At 59.3% G+C, this 18,114-nt stretch carries 16 protein-coding genes; 4 read left to right on the top strand and 12 right to left on the bottom strand.

What is annotated here, in order from left to right; genetic code table 11:
* Positions 1-15: 15 nt before the first annotated feature.
* The 5 genes from KTAU_RS02230 to KTAU_RS22130 form a co-directional block, all read right to left on the bottom strand.
* The gene (locus KTAU_RS02230) at positions 16-1,257 is read right to left on the bottom strand and encodes a trans-sulfuration enzyme family protein (protein WP_151726829.1); all 1,242 of its coding nucleotides are present in this window, start codon (positions 1,255-1,257) and stop codon (positions 16-18) included.
* Complete coding sequence (locus KTAU_RS02225; RefSeq protein WP_151726828.1) at positions 1,254-1,841, bottom strand: hypothetical protein; 588 nt, start codon at positions 1,839-1,841, stop codon at positions 1,254-1,256. Before KTAU_RS02225 ends, KTAU_RS02230 begins: the two co-directional genes overlap by 4 nt.
* Before the next feature lie 35 nt (positions 1,842-1,876).
* On the bottom strand, positions 1,877-2,407 hold the full coding sequence (locus tag KTAU_RS02220) for a peroxiredoxin family protein (RefSeq protein WP_151726827.1): 531 nt from the start codon (positions 2,405-2,407) through the stop codon (positions 1,877-1,879).
* A gap of 289 nt (positions 2,408-2,696) precedes the next feature.
* Positions 2,697-3,554: a formyltetrahydrofolate deformylase gene (purU, locus tag KTAU_RS02215; protein WP_151726826.1), complete on the bottom strand. Its 858-nt coding sequence runs from the start codon at positions 3,552-3,554 to the stop codon at positions 2,697-2,699.
* Between the two features lie 36 nt (positions 3,555-3,590).
* The gene (locus KTAU_RS22130; RefSeq protein ID WP_265576095.1) at positions 3,591-3,713 is read right to left on the bottom strand and encodes a hypothetical protein; all 123 of its coding nucleotides are present in this window, start codon (positions 3,711-3,713) and stop codon (positions 3,591-3,593) included.
* A gap of 119 nt (positions 3,714-3,832) precedes the next feature.
* Here KTAU_RS22130 and KTAU_RS02210 point away from each other — a divergent pair, with 119 nt between their 5' ends.
* Positions 3,833-4,375 (top strand): YceI family protein, encoded by a 543-nt coding sequence (locus KTAU_RS02210; protein WP_112428207.1) that lies wholly within the window; start codon positions 3,833-3,835, stop codon positions 4,373-4,375.
* A 126-nt stretch (positions 4,376-4,501) separates the two neighbouring features.
* On the opposite strand, the gene KTAU_RS02205 is transcribed toward KTAU_RS02210, so the two are convergent.
* Positions 4,502-5,317, bottom strand: coding sequence for a Cof-type HAD-IIB family hydrolase (locus KTAU_RS02205; RefSeq protein ID WP_151726825.1), 816 nt, complete (start codon positions 5,315-5,317; stop codon positions 4,502-4,504).
* Positions 5,318-5,322: 5 nt separating this feature from the next.
* A complete protein-coding gene (locus tag KTAU_RS02200; RefSeq protein ID WP_151726824.1) occupies positions 5,323-5,793 on the bottom strand; it encodes a GNAT family N-acetyltransferase in 471 nt (156 codons plus the stop codon).
* A gap of 195 nt (positions 5,794-5,988) precedes the next feature.
* Here KTAU_RS02200 and KTAU_RS02195 point away from each other — a divergent pair, with 195 nt between their 5' ends.
* The 3 genes from KTAU_RS02195 to KTAU_RS02185 all read left to right on the top strand — a co-directional run bounded on the left by KTAU_RS02195 (position 5,989) and on the right by KTAU_RS02185 (position 10,006).
* Positions 5,989-6,864 carry an LLM class flavin-dependent oxidoreductase gene (locus KTAU_RS02195; RefSeq protein WP_151726823.1) on the top strand — a complete coding sequence of 292 codons (876 nt, stop codon included), beginning with the start codon at positions 5,989-5,991 and terminating at the stop codon, positions 6,862-6,864.
* Positions 6,865-7,144: 280 nt separating this feature from the next.
* Positions 7,145-7,582 carry a hypothetical protein gene (locus KTAU_RS02190; protein WP_151726822.1) on the top strand — a complete coding sequence of 146 codons (438 nt, stop codon included), beginning with the start codon at positions 7,145-7,147 and terminating at the stop codon, positions 7,580-7,582.
* 1,131 nt (positions 7,583-8,713) lie between these two features.
* On the top strand, positions 8,714-10,006 hold the full coding sequence (locus tag KTAU_RS02185; RefSeq protein ID WP_170292999.1) for a serine/threonine protein kinase: 1,293 nt from the start codon (positions 8,714-8,716) through the stop codon (positions 10,004-10,006).
* Between the two features lie 503 nt (positions 10,007-10,509).
* Here KTAU_RS02185 and KTAU_RS02180 read toward each other — a convergent pair.
* The 5 genes from KTAU_RS02180 to KTAU_RS02160 all read right to left on the bottom strand — a co-directional run bounded on the left by KTAU_RS02180 (position 10,510) and on the right by KTAU_RS02160 (position 18,079).
* Positions 10,510-11,349 carry a polyprenyl synthetase family protein gene (locus tag KTAU_RS02180; RefSeq protein ID WP_265576094.1) on the bottom strand — a complete coding sequence of 280 codons (840 nt, stop codon included), beginning with the start codon at positions 11,347-11,349 and terminating at the stop codon, positions 10,510-10,512.
* 1,220 nt (positions 11,350-12,569) lie between these two features.
* The gene (locus tag KTAU_RS02175) at positions 12,570-13,502 is read right to left on the bottom strand and encodes a hypothetical protein (RefSeq protein ID WP_151726819.1); all 933 of its coding nucleotides are present in this window, start codon (positions 13,500-13,502) and stop codon (positions 12,570-12,572) included.
* Between the two features lie 368 nt (positions 13,503-13,870).
* Positions 13,871-14,824 carry a hypothetical protein gene (locus tag KTAU_RS02170; protein WP_151726818.1) on the bottom strand — a complete coding sequence of 318 codons (954 nt, stop codon included), beginning with the start codon at positions 14,822-14,824 and terminating at the stop codon, positions 13,871-13,873.
* Positions 14,825-15,056: 232 nt separating this feature from the next.
* Entirely contained in the window at positions 15,057-15,938 is an 882-nt protein-coding gene (speB, locus tag KTAU_RS02165) for an agmatinase (RefSeq protein WP_151726817.1), read from the bottom strand.
* Between the two features lie 209 nt (positions 15,939-16,147).
* Entirely contained in the window at positions 16,148-18,079 is a 1,932-nt protein-coding gene (locus KTAU_RS02160) for a serine/threonine-protein kinase (protein WP_151726816.1), read from the bottom strand.
* Positions 18,080-18,114 lie beyond the last annotated feature (35 nt).

Below are 18,114 nucleotides of genomic sequence, written 5' to 3'. Positions count from 1 at the left end.
CACTCGCTGTGACTCTCAAGCTGTCGCCTGCTGCAGAGCCTGATCCAGATCGTGCATAATATCCTCGGCGTCTTCGATCCCCACTGAAAGGCGCACACAGCCCTCGGTGATGCCGGCCTGTTGTAATTCAGCACAAGAGAGATCACGATGGGAAGAGATAGGCGGATAACTCACCAGTGTGTGGACATCTCCGAGGGAGGTAGCCGGAGCACAAAGCTGCAGGCTGTCCATGAAGCGAAAAGCGGCGGCGCGGGTCTGTTGTTTCAGCTCGAACGAGAGCAAACCGCCGAAGCGTCCGGGAGCAAGCAAGCGTCGAGCCTGCTCGTGTTGCGGATGCTCGGGCAAGCCTGGGTAGTGGACGCGAGCCACTGCTGGATGATCGCGCAAGAAATGAGCGATGCGCAGCGCATTCTCACAGTGGCGTTCCATGCGCAGCGCCAGGGTCTTCACGCCGCGCAAGATCAAGTACGACTCAAAGGGACTCAGCATCGCGCCCAGCAAGGAAGCGTAGGAGCGCAGCGACTGCAGCAGGCTCTCGCGGGCGCTCACGACCAGGCCGCCGGTGCTATCGCCGTGTCCACCGAGATACTTCGTCGCGCTATGGATCACCAGATCAAAGCCGTGCTCGATCGGGCGGAGCAGGCAGGGGGTCGTAAAGGTGCTATCGACCAAAGTTACGGCTCCCACCTCGCGGGCGGCGGAGCTGATAGCATCGAGATCGGTGACCTTCACCAGAGGATTCGAAATCGTCTCGACAAAGACAATATCGGGCTGCTCGCTGCGGATGCGCTCCGCTGCAGAGGCACAGCACAGATCGCAGAGCACGATCTCCACACCCTGGGGAGCAAAGACCTGACGCAGGAGAGCGATCGTCTGGCCATAGAGATCCTGAGCGGCCAGGATCTTCGCACCTGGTGCCGCACCCGCGGCCAGCAGGGCTGCATGAATCGCCGCCATTCCCGAACCGAAAGCCACTGCCCCGACGCCTCCTTCAGCGCGTGTCAGCACTTCCTCCAGCTGCGTCGCATTCGGGTTTCCCTGACGTGCATAGACAAAAGAGCGCTTCTCTCCCGGGGCTGGACTCTTGAAAGCCTGGTCTAGACGCTCCATATTGCCGTGCAAATAGGTCGTGCTCGCATAGATGGGCTGCACGATTGATACATGAGCAGGCCCTTCGCTCCAGCGCTGCCTGCCGTCCTGTACCAGCTGCGTCTCCAATTTCCAGGCGGCTGAAGAATGGTGATCTGTCAAGGTCATCCCCCTCTCTGGAGTGAAATGAGAGCCCGTCCCAGGTCTCCCAGCGCGAGCGAGGCACAGGCGTAGAGCCAGGGGAGCCAGGCGGGCACGCCGAGTAGCTCGGCGTTCTGCGGAAAAGAGAAGATCCCAGCATTCACCAAGATCATCTCGATCAGCGTCCCCGTAATCGCCACCACGGCGGAGAAGATCAGGTTTTGCCAGCTTCGCCCGGCTAGCAGCCAGAAATCGAGGTAGAGCAGACCCAAGAGGCCACAGCGGGCGAGGGGAGCGAGTGGTATAGCTCCCAACAGGTGGGCTAGACACAGCCAGCCGAGAGCGGCGATGCTCGTTGAGAGACGGCGCACGGTCCTCGAATGAGCCAGGAGAGGATCTAGCAGGGGATGAGAAAGACCAATAGCGACGGCGGCACTGCCGGTGAGCAGCGGCACCCACCAGGGCAAACCGAAGAGCGTGAGGCCGGCGACCACAGCTGTGCTGTAGCGCTTTACCCCCTGGTGGACGTAGAAGGCATCAAGTGCACTTCCACCAGTGGCTCCCAGGAGGAAGAGCAGGACTGCAGCCCGGCCCCAAGCGCTCGTATACATTGCTGGCTCACTCAACCTTCCCGATCCGCCGCTGGCTAGGGACAGCACAGGCGGTTTAGATAGCGCAAGCACGACAGCAGCTCGCTGAGCGGCGGGAGCGCCTGCTCGTCTGCGCTGACCCACTGCTGATAGAGTTCGCCGTAACGATCAGCCAACAGCAGGCTGGGATTGAGCGTGCGCTGAGTGGCCTCCCACTGCGTCAGGCGGGCAATGACCTCCCCCGTGGGATCAGCGAGCAGTGGGAAGGGGAGCTGCAGACTGGCCTGGGCCTCTGCATTCCGCGCCAGATGGTCCGGGCTGATAGCCAGGAGGCTGCAATGCTCCTCGCGCAGTACTGGCTCTGCCTCTGCGAACTGCTTCAAGAAGAGACGTGTGCTCGGCAGCTCGACACTGCGTACGATCAGCAGCAAGAGGTGATCTCGCTGCTTGTAGTCATGGGGACCCCGCAGGACCCCAGCGGGGTCTGGAAGCGCGAAGCTCGGGAGCATCTCACGCGCCGTCAGCTTCGCCACGGCAGTCAGCGCTGGCTGCACGCATGAGGCGGAAGAGGACAATGGCTCATCCATGACGCTCTCCACTTTCTCTTGCTCTCTCTACTCTTTTGTTTGAGGAGTGCTAGCCAGCCTCCTGCCTCAATCGCTTGACAACTAGTGCCCCTCGGTTGACCAGACAAACCGAATTGGCAGATCGGACCCTCTCACTCCCTTCAGGGGCTGAAGAAGGGCCAGGCTGGCGGCCTCCATGCTCGTGGTTCACGGCTTCTGCCCGCAGCTGCCTTCCTTCCCTCAAAGGAAGCCCGGCGTAGCGGATGACAGCCTCCTCTCAGGAAATTATCGCACAGGTGCAGCATTCTGGCTAGAAAACGATCGTGCGATTCTTATACACGAGCACACGATCCTCGCTGTGCAAACGCACGGCCTCGGCCAGCACTCGTCGCTCTACATCACGCCCCTTGCGGATCAGGTCCTCGATACTATCGCGATGGTTGCAGTGGATCACATCCTGAGCGATAATTGGCCCCTCGTCCAGCTCCTCCGTCACATAGTGAGCGGTCGCCCCGATGATCTTTACCCCTCGCTCGAAAGCTCGCTCATAAGGCCGGGCTCCTGTGAATGCTGGCAGGAAACTGTGATGAATATTGATAATGCGCTGAGGATAGGCTTGCACGAAGAACGGCTCCAGGATCTGCATGTAGCGCGCCAGAATCAGAAAATCAACCTTGCCTTCCAGGAACTCTAGCATGCGCTGCTGATCAGCGGCACGACTCTCTGTCCGAATTGGAAAATGATGGTAGGGGAGCTGGTACATGCGTGCCAGTGGCTCCAGATCGGGATGATTGCTGATGATACAGGGGATATCAATCACCAGCTCTCCATTGCGCCATCGCCAGAGCAGATCGACCAGACAGTGATCCAGACGTGACACCAGAATAGCCGCCCGTTTGCGGTTGCGCGAATAATGGACGCTCCACTGCATGCCAAAGCGCGCAGCGATTGGCTGAAAAGCTTCGACCAGCTCTCGCTCGTTTAACTGGAAACCCTCTTCCGAAAAGCTGATACGCATAAAGAACGTACCGTTTTGGCGAGCCGTTGCGTATTGATCCGATTCGACGATGTTACCCTGGTGCTCAAAGATGAACTGCGAGACAGCTGCCACGATACCTGGCCGATCGAGGCAAGAGATCAAAAGCGTAATAACATGATCCTGTTGCATAGAACCCCTCTTCCCAAAAAAGCATCAGCAGGCAGGTCACAAGCCAGCGAGAGAGAGGGCGCAGAAGCCCTGGCGCGGCGCTGGCGTCGGTACCGCTTCCCCCTCACGGGCTATCTCTGCCGTAGTATAGCAGTAATGGCGGCAAAGCAAAATGTTCACGGGAAAGAAGCCTCCCTTGACAGCTCTGGGTTACCGGTGCTATCATACTTACATAAGTAAAGTACCATACTTTATCTTAGCAAGGATATTACGGAAGCACTGAAGGAGGAAAGTGAGAAGTGACCTGGCAGATTGATCCTGCCCATTCGCGTGTCGCTTTTGCTGTGCGGCACATGATGGTCAGCACAGTACGCGGATCATTCAAAGTTTTTAGCGGCGAGGTCGAATACGACGAGCAGAATCCTGCGAATTCGAAGATTACAGCTCAGGCAGAGGCTGCCAGCATCGACACCGGTCAGGCGGATCGTGACCAGCACCTGCGCAGCGCAGATTTCTTTGACGTCGAGAAGTATCCGACCATTACCTTTGTCAGCACCAGGATCGAGCCGCTGGGTGGCAACCAATACCGTGTCACAGGCGATCTAACCATGCACGGTGTCACCCGTCCCGTGACCTTCACTGGAGAATTCAACGGCCCGATCGTCGATGCCTTCGGGCTGCGTCGTGCCGGCATCCTGGCCTCGACCACCATCAGCCGTAAGGACTTTGGCCTGACCTGGAACCGGGCTATTGAGAGCGGTGGAGTGATTGTCGACGACCAGGTCAAGATCGAGATCGAGCTAGAGATTACGGAGAAAGTGCCCGCTACCTCTAATGCCTGAGCTTTCTCGATAGATTGGTCTATTCCCAAAATCACAGATCCTGCTGATAGTTCATATGCTGCTATCAGCAGGATCTGTGATTTTATAATCCGCTGTCGCTCCTTTTGTCGCTCTATCTGAGACAGGTCATTCGAGCGTTGGCAAGACCAGGCGTTCCAGAGCCTGCGCCACTCCATCGTGGGCGTTATCGCTGGTTACATAGTCAGCAACCGCCTGTACTTCGGGGGGAGCGTTGCCCATAGCGATGCTCAGACCGGCGAAGCGCAGCATCTCCACATCATTATAGTGATCGCCGATGGCCACAATTTCGGCTGGAGCTACTCCCAGCAAGTGAGCAACCTGGCGCAGCGCTTGCCCTTTACTGGCCTCGGGATGCAACAACTCTAGCAAATCGCGTGTCGACTGCGTCACATGTAACGCCTTGCCAAACTGCTCCTGGAGCTGCTGGCGCTTGGCTGGCAGTGTCTCTGGCGAGCCTACGGCGGCGATCTTGATACAGGGGCGGGGGTAGAGCGTGGTCACATCCTCGACCTCGATCGCCGGTGGCAGCGGAGGGCGATACCAATCGCGGGCCCGCGGCGTATGGCGATCGACGTAGACGCCTTCTGGTGTATGATAGGCACGATAGAGGCCCAGAGAGCGAGCAGCCTCTAGGACAGGTAAAATATACTCCTTGGGCAGAAAGCGTTCAGAAAGAACCGAACCGCTGACGATATCGATGATCAGCGCTCCATTTTCCAGAATCTGAGGGCCGCTCAGCGGCAGGCCGGCGCAGACATGGCGCAGCACGGCCAGCATCTGTCCGGTTGTAATCGTAATGGCCATACCGGCGGCGCGGGCGGCCTCCAGGGCTTGGCGCGCTCGCGCCGTCACCTGTTTCTCTGGGAAGGGAGTCAGCAGTGTCCCATCGAGATCGATAGCCAGGAGACGATAACGTTGCATCTTAGTTACCAGAGCAATTCCATCTCGCGCGTTGTTGGAACAAAGCCTTCGCTGGCGTAAAGCGGGCGACCGGCGGCAGTCGCGCGCAACCAGAGACGGCGCGCAGGGGTCTGCTGGCGGGTGTAGGCCACGATCTGGCGTAGAATAGCTCTTGCCAGGCCCTGGCCCCGCCAGGCTGGCAGCGTATACATATTAAGGACATAGCCCTCCAGGCCGGCCTCATTCTCGGGCGAGGGGGGGCGATGTAAAAAGACCAGGCCACCAGTAGCCGCGATTGTCCGCTGCTCGTCGACCTCAGCGACCCAGGCTAAAAATTCCTCCCGTGGCAGCGCCCGGCGAAGATAAGAGTCTGTCAGCTCGCGGAGCAGTCGCTCCTGCTGCTCGTCAACGACCTTGCCCGTCTCTCGTAGCAGGGCCAGGCGGAGCGCCGTCAAGGTGGCGATATCGGCACTGGTGGCACGGCGTATGAGGGGCATAGACTTCACGTTACTCCTTGCCAGGTTCAGCAGCGGCCAGAGGCTGTTTTTACCATAGCAGACTCCGGCCTACAGCTTAGCTTATCACCTGCGTCGGTGAGCTTGCAAACGATTGGTTCTGTGTGTCACACTTACAGAAGTACAGTACCAGTGACAAAGTGGGTCGGCAAACTGAGTTTCTGGAAGGAGAGAACTATGAAGATTGGCATTGGACTGCCGGCCTCGATCCCGGGGGTTGATCCTGGCCTCGTGCTAGAGTGGGCGCAACGTGCCGAGCAGGGACCGTTTGTCTCCCTGGGCCTGATTGACCGGCTGGTCTATCCCAATCTAGAGCCGATGATCACGCTGGGCGCCGTGGCGGCGGTCACTTCGCGCATTCGCCTGATGACGACTGTCCTTCTTGCGCCGCTGCGCAATACAGCTATGCTGGCCAAAGAAGCAGCGACCCTGGATGCCTTTTCGCGTGGGCGTCTGACGCTAGGGCTTGGCATCGGCGCCCGTGAAGACGATTTTCTCGCAGCAGGGGTACCGTTCCACCGTCGCGGCAAGATCTTCGATGAGCAACTTGCTCTCATGAAGCGCATCTGGTCCGGCGAGCCACTGAGCGCAGCGGTAGGCCCCATTGGCCCCAGGCCGTTCCGCCCCGGAGGACCCGAGGTCCTGCTCGGTGGCTATTCGCCGGCGGCGATCCGGCGCCTGGCCAGCTGGGGCGATGGCTTTATTGCCGGTGGCAGCGCGCCTGACCAAGCTGCCCAATTCTTCCAGCTGGCCAGACAGGTTTGGCAGGAGGCGGGTAGACCTGGCAGGCCACGCCTCGTCGGCTCGGTATACTACGGTTTGGGCGAGCGGGCGGTTGAAAAAGCTGACGCCTACCTCAGCCATTACTATGCCTTTGCTGGCCCTCGCGCCCATCAAATGGCGCAGATGATCCCTACCACGCCGGAGGCTATTCGCCAGACCGTGCAGACTTTCTCCGAGGCAGGTGCTGACGAGTTAATGCTATGGGCTACCATACCTGAACTGGAGCAGGTCGATCTCCTGGCCGAGGCAATCGCGGGGCTGCAGGTCTGACCAGATCGACAGGCAGATAGGCAGGCAGGCTGGCTGGTTTACTGCTGGCCAGTCAGCCTGCCTGCCGCTGCTTCTTTTCAGATCCTGGCGGCTGCTCTTCAATTTGTCCCTCTCTCCCCTGGCGGTAGCCTGTTTGCCTGCAGGCACGTCCCCAACTGGCGCCCTCCTCCTGAAAGTCCTGGTCAAAAGAAAAGGAGGTGCCGCCTCGCTCTCTGGTGTGGTATAGTTGTTGCAAGCGCCGTGTAGTTTGTGCAAAGGCTGAGAGCAAAGGAGGGCAGCCATGCCTATTTGCCCAATCTGCGATGATACCGGCCTGCAGAATTCGGATTCGGCTCACCCCCAGTTTTGCTACTGCTCGGCTGGTAAGCAGGCGCGCAAGGAGTGGGAGGCAGCTCAGGCAGGCCGGGGCCAGGGGGTGCAAGCGAGTCAAAGAGAGCAGGATCAGCGTCAGAAGCAACAGCAGAAAACCAGCTTTATTGATATTGAGCGGCTTGAAGAGGTCAACGCCAGCGTTGATGCCATGCGTGCTTCCTTGATTGGGTCGCTGGCAAGCGAGGCGGCCCAGTCGCTCAAGCTACCTGCGGTGCAGCTGCTCTATCAGGTGGCTCATCCTGGCCACGAGGTGACGGTCTATGAGGCCACCCAGCTCTATGAGCTGGCGAAGGCTCTGGAGAGCTTCTTCACTGCAGTGGCACCGATCGGGCGCAAGGCGCGCTGAGCGAAGCGTGCGGCCCGATAGCACAAACGGGTAGCGGCATTGACAGCCGTAAATCCCCTCCTCTATACTCTCGACAAGTGTACCCTGCACGAATTTTGTGTGGGGTCTAATGCAAAGAAAGTTTGCTTTTTATTTCATGTTATTTCGCGAAAGGTGTCCTTCCTCTGCGCGCGCTCTCTTGAGAAAGAGGGACTGCTAGGTGCAGTTGCGCGGTTGCCTGCCTGGCTTTCCAGCTCTCTTCTTCTCGGAGAGGGTGGGGTAGCAAGGGGCGCCGGTGTTAAGCGCGTTATTTCTGGTTGTGTCAGGGAAGAATTCTGCTGCACTGGCGCTCTCTTGAAGAGACTCCCGTTCAGGGATTAGGAGCGGAGATGAGAAGAGCAAGCGAGCAAGCAAGCTGGGCGCACCTCTCAAGCCCGTTCTGGGATTAGAAATGAGGAGGAAGAGTCCATGATATGTCCTCGTTGTGGCAACGAGTGGGATGCAAGCAAAGGCCCCTGCACCCGCTGTGGCCTGGTCATCCGCCTGCCGGGCCTATCTGGGGGGGCATCGGCGTCAGGGTGGTCGACATCTTCCCCTGTCCAACAGCAGAAGTCTTCTAGTGCTGCCGATCTCCAGCAGCAACGTTCAGGCCCGCTATCTGGCTTCCCTCCAGGGCCTTCGTCTATGCGGAGTGGGGCGCTCAACAGCCCGGGGGCCGGGGGTGGAATGCGTACGGGGTCGTCGACGACGGGTACAGGTGCGCGCTCACCTTTTGGAACTTCGGGCCCTCTCTCCAGCTCCTTCGGCGCTGGTATCGGTTCGAGCCTGGGAACTGGTTCCCTGGACTCGGCAACTCGCCGCACTGGACCTGGCCCTGCCGGCTCGCAGGTGAGCAGACCTCTCTCGCAGCCAGGAATAGCAGGCTCCGATGCGGCAGCAAACAGAAACCTGGCTTCTCCCAATCAGCAGCGTTCCCCGCTGGGATCTTCGCCGTCTCTGCGCAGGGAAGCTGCGGGCGACTCTTCCCTTCCTTCGCCTTCGCGCCCAGGCGTGCCCTCGCGGGCTCAGGTTCCCACTCGTCCCAGTCGCACGAGCGGCGCTCTGCCACAAGATCTCTCGCGCTCGCAGAGTCCGCTCCGGGTTAGTCGTCTAGTGACTGATCCTTTAGCGCGCGAAACACCGGTGCCTCCGACTTTTCCTTCGACGCCGACGCCGGCAGCGACCACCGCAACTCCTTTTCCGGCTTCGATGCCGTCTTCGGCCACTAATCCCAGTAGCAGTGGAATCTTAGGAGGCACGCTGCGGCCCTTGATGCCGGGGACGATGCTCAGGGGGGGGCGCTATCGTCTTCAGGAACTGCTGGAGCGTCAGGAATGGCTCAATGGCGTCTTCGAGGCTACGTGGAGTGGTCAGGATGCCCAGCGAGCCGGGGCGCAGGTGATTATTTGTGAGCTGGTCATTCCCGAAAGCTCCTCTGCTGCTGTGCAGTCGATGTTGCGTACGGCCACAATGACGCTCTCGTCCATTGGACGACATCCTCGGGTGCCAGCCCTGTTAGATGCCTTCAGTGATCAAGGGCGTAGCTTTTTTGTCTTCGAGATGGTCGAGGGCGAGAGCCTGTTAGCGCGTCTGCGCCGCAGCGGGCGTGCGTTGCCAGAGCAGGAAGTGGTTGAATGTTGCTTGCAGATTGTGGATGTTCTGGAGACGATGGCTCAGCAAACGCCCCCACTGGTGCATGGCCTGATCCGCCCTGAGCATATCGTTGTGGCGCGTTCTGGCTCTCAGTACCTGCTGACGAACTTTTCGATTGTGCTGGCCGGAGGCGCTACCCAGTTTATTTCCGGGCTGGATCGCTCTCGTCTCTCTCCTTATCTGCCTCCAGAATTCATGCGCGGGGCAGTGGATAGTCGCACCGATCTCTACTCGTTACTGGCAACGGCCTATCATTTGGTGACGGGTAGTCCTCCAACGGCGATGAGTGGTAGCATCGCGCCAGCTCAGCGGCTCAATCCTTTGGTCAGCTCAGAGTTCGAGGCTATTCTATCGAAAGGCTTGCGTCCTATTGCAAGTCAGCGCTATCAGAGTCCCGCCGAGCTCCGCCACGATCTATTAGCGCTGCGCTCGGCGATTGGAGAAGCTGGCTCTGTTGTCGAACAATGGCCCGAGCAATCGATTCCACTCTCACCACGCCCGGCTTCGACGCTTGCCTCGACCTCTACTCAAGCGCCTGCCTCTCCGTCGCCGGTGCCTGATAGTGTGGCTCAAGCCTTGCCGTTGATGCTGGGGGCGGTGCTGGAAGAAGAAGAGCAGCGTCTGCTCTTGCCGCGACCCGAGGACCTGCCTCCAATGCGTGAGAGCAACGACACACTCAATGCGGCCCTGTGGGTGGCTGGCATTCTGGTAGCGCTGATTGCCGTGGTCATCTTCGCGCGCGGGCTGTTCTAAGGAGGAGCTGATCACTCAGCTTCCTCTCGTGGGTAGAGGATGCATGTGGACTCATTGTTTCAGCCCGCTCGCGCTTCGCGCTCCAACAGCGACGATGGCAAGGAGTTGCTCTGGTTGGCTGGAAGGAGAGAGAAGGAGAAGAGAGAGTCAACAGGCCTTTCGTTGGCGATCTGCTCTTCTTCCGTAAAGTCCCCTACATCGCGGGCTGACGCGCTTCCCAAGGCTTTTCTCTAAGGGAGTTCTCTCAGGCTAGCTAGCAGAACAGGAGGACGTGTAAAGGAAGCTGACCGGACTGGCGTAGCCTGTTCTGTTCTGTTGCCTGGTTCCATGCCTGGAGGTGGCCAGGAGGTGCATGATGTGACAATCCGTCCTGGCGCACCGCCGAGGCCGATGGATGGCTCCAGCTCCGCTTTAGCTTGAGGATGCTAGCTCAAGCCCAGGTCGGTCAGCGTGGGAGCAAAGCAAACCTGGTCTGTCTTCCCTCTCTCAGGGTGCAGTCAGCCTCAGCGCTTGCGCAGGACAACGAAGTCAATCAGTTCATCGAGGACGTCGCGGTCCGATGAAGGAGGAAAGTGATACAGAGCTTTACGCGCCCGTGCCGCATAGCGATAGGCATCTTCGAACGAGCGTTCAATTCCGCTGCCACGGGCGACCCACTCGACGATTTCACGGATCTGCTCCTCGCTCCCTCCCTCGCCTGAAAGCAGAAGCTGGACCTGTTGATGATGACCATTGTGGGGCTGGCTCTGCAGAGCATAGATGAGCGGAAGCGTCACCAGACCCTGGCGCAGATCGTTCCCCGCGGGCTTGCCGATTGTGGTCTGATCTTCGGTGTAATCCAGCACGTCGTCAATAATCTGGAAAGCAATACCCAGATTAATTCCGTACTCGTGTAAATGCTGAATCTCTTCGTCCGAGGCCTCGCTGAGGATCGCGCCACCTTTGCAACAAGCCGCGATCAGACAGGCTGTTTTATGGCTGATCTTCTCGTAGTAGCCCTGGACGGTGAGATCCAGGCGACGAGCGCTGAGCATCTCCATGATGGTGCCTTCGCAGACAGTGGCGACTGTATCGGAAAAAAGATGATTAATACGATTATCTTCGATATCAGCGATCAAACCAGCAGTTTTGGCAAAATAGTAGTCGCCAAGTAAAATCGCGATGTGATCGCCCCAGAGAGCATTGACTGTCGGCTGACCACGTCGGGTGTGGGCTCCATCGACAATGTCATCATGAATAAGCGTCGCCAGGTGAACCATTTCGAAGGCGACGCTTAGGGGCAACAGCTTCTCGAAGCGATAGACCTTCAGTTTCCCCGAGAGCAGCGTGAGTGCCGTTCTCAAGCGTTTGCCTGGTGAGGAGAGAGCGTGCATAGAAGCCGAATTCAGAATCGGGAGACCAGATCTGGCACGCTCCTGGAATACTTTATCTACTTCGTCAAGATCAGCCTGGATACCCGCAAAAAGGCGGCTTAAGGTGGCTGTATCGTTCATATGATGTGCGGCGTGGAGGCCCCGGGCTGGCTGGCTTAGACCTGGCTGCGCTACGCACGGCTGTACTTTGCTGCGCACTTCAGCCGGGGGAAACGCCGTCCTCCTTTCTTCCTGGTCTTGGCGAGCGACAGCAAGATAGAACCCTTCCTGTGAAGGGAGGGGCTCATCACTTTCGACAGGCGAACGGAGACCCTGCATGGCCTCCGTTGCCGCATCTGACAAGCTAGGGCTAGCCCTGACGTTCAAGTGCGGGCCAAGCTGGCCCTGAGACCTGAGACAGTGCGAACAGAGTATTGCGCCGGGCGGGTCAGGATCAGGCGGCCTCTCGTCTTCCCCCGTTTCAGCCAGAGCAAGAGGCGGGCCAGGTCCCTGGCTGGAGGATGCAGGGTAAGAGAGGAGAGCCTGTATGCATGCGGTTCCTTCCTCCTGTGATGCTCCTCAGTTTAGCGAGAATACGCGAAAGAACAAGTTCCTGCCAGCTTGCCTACTGTCTTCCATCACAGGGATGTGACGAGTATCTCAACATACACACAGGGGCGGGAAGAAACCACGCCCCTGTGTGTACCTCCCTTCAGATTATAGCATGCCTTATCCACGATCCTGCTCGGGCGCGGGTGCCTTTGTCACTCATGGCCCTCGCTGCTGTCTCCCTCATGGCCGTCAAACCGTTCTCGCTCGCTTGTCGCGCTTGTCGCGCCTGTCGCGCCCGCTGCGACCAGATAACGGCGGCGCTCCGCTGTTGGGGCGTCTGTCTGGCAGCCATTGGCTGGCATCGGGAATTTGGACCCCCACGTCAGGTCAGGTCAGGGCCGCTTGTAAGCGGAGACGAAGCTCCTGCTGAGCCTGTAACATACAGACCGCCTGAGTGTGAGGCGACCAACCTGTCGAGTGCGAGCGAGCGCACCGATCTCTGGTGGTTGACGCAGGGCCGCTGCAGGCTAGGCTGGCGGTCCAACCTGCCGGCGGGCAGGTAGAGCAAGATGGACGGTGCCAGTGCCACGAGACTGGGCTGCGCTTTGAGCCTGGGCGAGATGCTCTCTGCTCATCAAAGGCCGGGACAGAAGAGTGAGCTACTCCTCTTGCTGTTGTGGCGCGCTGGTGCAGTCTGGCGTCTCTGGCCCTGTCGGATGATCATCGGTCTGAGAGGAGCCAGGAAGGTCGGGCGCTACTGATTGAGAGAAGGTGGAATACCCCTCAGCCGATGATGCTGGCTGATGGCCATTGAGCGAGAGATGCCCGAGCAGGTGATCGGTTTCTTGCGAAACCTCCTCCCAGAAGGCTTTATCGCGCGGTTTGCTATGGTTCTTCTTCTCTTTCTCTTTTTCGGCCTTCCCGCGCTCGCGAGCGGCGCGTGTGTTGCCAGATGAAGAACGAAAGCCGTTCACAGAAGCAGGCGGATGGCGGTGTCCAGGGCCTGAATAGGGGGCGTCGTATTCATAGACACCGTTGTGCTTGCCGCCACCTTTAAATGGCTCGATATCTGTTCCATAGGGCGAGCCATGCGGCCTGCGCTGGGGAGGAGGTGCGCCCCGCAGACGATATTGCTCCCGGTGGGGTTTGCCTGACTGCCAGCGGCTGTTGCCGTTAGAGAAGGAAGGCCCTCCCGGCTCTCGCTCGTACGAGCGTGGTCCCTGCTGACCACGAGGGCCGGGACCACCACGTCCCATATTCCCAGTCCCGGCCATGCGACCCTGGGATCGTCGATTCTGCTGGCCTTGAGGTGAGCGGTTCTGCGGCGGCGGCGTCCAGGAATTGCTGGACCGATAGGGCGGGGTGCTGGTCGACTGGAAGTAAGAAGGCCCATAAAGGTCCGCACGCGGCTGATAATCTGGATGGTGCAGGCGGGCACCCATCTGCCAGGCCCGGTCGACAATCTCACGGTTCAAACGAGGGCGCTTCGGGCGGGCAGACCGCTCCGGGTTATATCTGCCGTTGGCTGACGACTGGTTGCGAGCGGAAAAGCGAAAAGTATCTCTTCGCCTGTTTTCGAATTCTCTGGTCATATGTCCTTTCTGCTCGTCCCATTGAGGGGTAGAGTAATCACGAGGTAGACGGTGCAGCCAGGAAAGGAGGATTCCTACGTGCTCGTCTCTTTGAGCGTGGCTTGAAGCGTAGGCTGCCTGTCCTGGTGCAACCTTACATCGGCAAACGTACCTGCTTCATGGTTGGCGTGCGTTACACGCTACGTTAGTGGTGTTGTGGAGGGACCTTGCTCTCTGTGACTCAGTATACCACACTACGCCATGACCTGTCTGTCCTCCCTCGCTGATCGACTGCCTGTGGACGACATCGATGGCCGGCGACACGCGGGCTGACTTCCCTGACCGGACCTGGGCCGAGCGGGGTGGCCGCTCTGTGGCTATGCTGCTCTCTAGGCATGGGAGCCTGTGGAAGAGGCCGTGGCCGGAAGCGGTCCCTGCTGCAGCGGCACCCCACTGTAGGTCAGGTCCTGGCTACCATACATGGCCAGCACCCCCTGGTTCAGCTCATCCGGCAGGAGTGCGCGGAGCATTACTGTATAGTATAACCCTGTTGCTGGCTCGTAAAATTCCCCGCTCAGCTTTCCGTGTAGCAAATTGCCGATGGTGCGGCTCTGCTCGGGCGTGAGAAGCAAGGCTCGCTGGGGCGTCGTGAAGGTCAGACAGCCGGAGTCGGCGTTCGGTCCGGTGATGTCCTGGGGCACCGGACCGCATTCGAACTGGGCGAGCTGGTGCAGAGTAAAGTCGGGTACGTCCCAGGTGGGGATCGGCTGACGCAGATTGGGACTGAAGTCCTGGCGAACCAGCAGCGCTTTGCGCGTGGTGTCATAGGCTGTTGTCGATCCCTGGCTCACCGCTTCATTGATCGTCGTGAGTGCCTCGCCCAGGCGCTGGTACTCGTCGAGATCCTGCTGGCTCTCCTGACGCTGCCCAAAGATACTGTAGAGAAACTGGTAATGCTGGTTGTTCACGTTGAATTGGAGCAAGACCGCATCCTGATCGGGTATCTCGTAGAACTGCTGACGCTGGAAGCTTAGCAGCCCGTAGCTGTTAACCAACGTATGGAGCAGTTGGCTGAGTTGCTCCTGGCTAAGATGCCCCTCACGCATCTGCAGGCCGGGGCCGAGAATATAGCTACCATCGCCGTAGATGCTCAGCTGGGGACTGAGATCGAGTGTGCCCTGATGGCCCCCACCGCGGAAAGTTCGCAGCAAGACGGTCTCGGCACTACTATCGTAGATAATGGCGCCGTTATCAAGCTGGCGTAAGTGAGCCTGGCCTGCTACGGGCTGGCTCGTGTCGGATTCGCAGGCTGTTAGCAGGGCCAGTAACGCGAGCAGGAGCACAAAGACAAGCTTACTCCCCGGCCACGACCCTGTCTGCCTGCACCAGCAGCGGTACCCCTCTGAACGGTGCTTATCAAGATAGCACCTCTGCCCTGGGGAGGCACTGGCTGCTCTCCTCGCCTCTTCCCTGGTTGGGAGACCAAAACCCTGCTCACTGTTCTCGCTGTTCATCTCTCCTCCCATGCTCTTAGCCTTGCTGGTTCTTGTCTGTTAGTAGATGCTGCCTGGGGATCTACGCGGGTAGCTGAGCAGAAAACCGGTAGCCGATCATCTTATAGATCAGACGTGCGGCCAGAAAATCCGCGCGGATCTGGCCGGGGATGGGACAAAGCTCGACCACATCCTGGGCTACTACGGTGGTATGCCGGTAGATCTCGCGCAGCAGTTCCAGCGCCTGATACCAGCTCAGTCCGCCTGGCTCTGGGGTACCTACAGCGGGCATCTCAGCAGGATCGAGGGCATCCAGATCGAAGGTTACATAGGTGTGCTCGCTTAGTCGCTCCCAGGGGATGTGTGCCTGCCCACGAGCAAAGTCGCGCGCCCAGACAATGGCTGCATCGGCTCCACTACGGAGAAAGTCCATCTCTTCGGCGCTGATGCTGCGAATGCCGATTTCCAGTACCGGGATACCCAGCTCTAACACGCGTCTGGCGATGCAGGCATGTGAGAGGGGAGATCCCTCGTATTCAGCGCGGAGATCACCGTGGGCATCAATATGAATAACTGTCAGGTCGGGGAAAAACTCGCGTACCACGGCAATCGGTTCCAGAGAAAGCGAGTGCTCGCCGCCGATCAGCAGAGGGAACTGGCCCCGCTCTAGAACCTCACGCACTGCCTGGCCTGTCAGCTTCAGGGCGCTGGCATGGTCCAATCCCCGGTAGTCCAGGGCCGGGCGGGTGTAGATGCCCACCTCCTCAAGCGGGCTGCACTCTAGCTCCTCGTCATAGAGTTCCAGCTGGCTAGAGGCATTAAGGATGGCCTGGGGACCGTGACGTGTCCCTTGCATATATGAGACGGTGTATTCAAGCGGCGCCGGAATGATGGTCACCCGGGCCTTGTCGGGATGGCTGTACTGTGGCTCGTCCAGAAATTGCCTGATGATATGCTCTCTCATGAGAAGCAAGCAACCTCCTCTTGCATCTACGCACCGCCTTGTACTCTACCACAACCTGCCCTACCTGCCCAGCTCTCAGGACTCTTCTCTAGGCGTTTCGGGAGAGGTCCCAGGTCTCCACTCCAGGCTCGCCCACCTGCGTGTGGGGGGTCTCCTTGGGTGGAAGAGGGACTGCTCCCCGCGAGCTAGCCTTGCCCTTCTCTGCCTTGTCAGGGAACTGTGAGGCTGAAGCGCGTGATGGAAAAGCGTGCGTTGGGGCCGGTCAACAAGAGGCCGGCTTTCCCCCCGCTGTAGCCGCCACGGTCGCTCACGCTGTGCGTTGGGGCGTTGAAGTCCAGGGGAACAGCGTTGATGCGAGCTGTGAAGGTGTCTCCCCGGACGCTGACTTCTAAGGTGTCAGGGGCATGTGGGCGAGGGGGATAGGTGCCACTCACCAGGACTAAGGGAGTGCCGGGCTGGACTGCGTGGGCATCGAACTTCCAGAGAGCGTAGTGGCCAGCGCCGTCGATCACCAGGGCATAGCAGGAAACATAGTTTCCTTCGGGATGGAGGCGGAAAGCAATGCCGTACCAATTCTCCTCCTCGCCGGCCAGGCGCTGCATTTGAGCCTGTAATGTAAAACTGGCTGGCAGGCTTCCTACGGCCTGGGGGTAAGGGAAATAGTAGGTGGCTGGCGGCGTCCGGTCGATGGTAATCAGGTACTGGCCGTTGCCAATGGCTGTACTGAGCGCAGGAGCACTCTCGGTCCAGCGCTGTTGATTGTTCTGGAACGTATCCGTAAAAGGCCGGGCTACGGCCTCGGATGTGGGGCCAGATGTGTTCAGGAACCTCAGCCAGCTGCTCAGCGGGCCTTGCATGAGCGTAGTGGCGATGAGGAGGAGAAGAACCAGCCCGCCGAGGGCAAAGGAAAGCCAGCGGCGTTCCCAGATTTGTCTTCTAAGAGAAGCGGGCAGTGTCTGGGAGTGGGTGCCAGTGCCCGTACTGGCCCTAGTACTGGCCCTACCAGGTCTGAGCACTGAGGTGAGAGCAGAGGTCGCAGCAGGCGGTGTCTCTGTGTGGCTCGGGGCTGTGGTGATCAGGGCTGGAGCTGATGAGCTGTCCTCCTGAGCTGCTGCAAGCTCAAGGACACTGGCTCTGCTTGGCTGAGCAAGCATCCGGCCTGAGTCCTGGTCTCGCGGTGAGGGATAGATGGCCTCGCTCTCTCGCGACAGCAGAAGGTCCAGGGCCTGAGCCAGTTCTGCTGCTGACTGAAAACGTTCATCGGGAGTCTTGGCCAGGGCACGAGCGGTCATGCGCGCCAGCTGCTCCGAGACCGCCGGATTGATGGTACGGGCGTCGGGTGCTGCGCGATAGACATGCTGATAGAGCAGCCCGACGGCGCTGTCGGCCTCGAAAGGGGGATGCCCTGTCAGCATCTGAAAAAGGACCACTCCCAGAGCATAAATGTCCGTGCGCGCATCGACTGGGAGCCGCTTGATCTGTTCTGGGGCCATATAGGCCGCCGTGCCAATTAGCTCGCCAGCGCTGGTGAGTTGCAGATGCTCCAGCTCTGGCTGGGTCGGCTCGCCTTCTTCCTCGCTCTCATCGGGTAGTGGCGGCCTGTCTCTTTGGGCCGCCGGGCTAGCGTGCCGATCGAGCAATTTAGCGATTCCGAAGTCGGAGAGCAGAATCTCGCGCTGCGGACCGCTGCTCAAGAGCATGTTCTGGGGTTTCACGTCACGATGGACGATCCCGCGTTCGTGAGCCAGATGCAAAGCGCGGGCCAAGTCTCGGGCATAGCGTATAGCCAGCTTCTGGTCAAGCGGGCGACGATTGCGCAGGAGGTCGCGCAAGGTACCACCGCCAACGTATTGCATGACCAGGTAAGGGATGGTCCCAAGCCTGCCAAGGTCTGCTTCGCCGAAGTCGTAGACGGCCACAATGTGAGGGTGCTCCAGGCTTGCGATCAGTTGGGCCTCCCGCTCAAAGCGGGCGGCGAAGCCAGGGCGCGCCGCTACCTCTGGGCGAATGATCTTGATGGCCACATCGCGCCGCAGCCGTGAATGGTAGGCCTTATAGACCCGCGCCATTGCTCCTTCGCCGAGCTTGCGCTGAATCAGATAGGCACCGAGCCGCTGCCCGATCAATGCGTCACTATCCATCACTTTTTCTGCTTTTGCTAGAAAAATCACTCCTT

The sequence above is a fragment of the Thermogemmatispora aurantia genome, assembly GCF_008974285.1.
GTDB lineage: Bacteria > Chloroflexota > Ktedonobacteria > Ktedonobacterales > Ktedonobacteraceae > Thermogemmatispora > Thermogemmatispora aurantia.
This window is presented reverse-complemented; position numbering and strand designations above follow the sequence as displayed.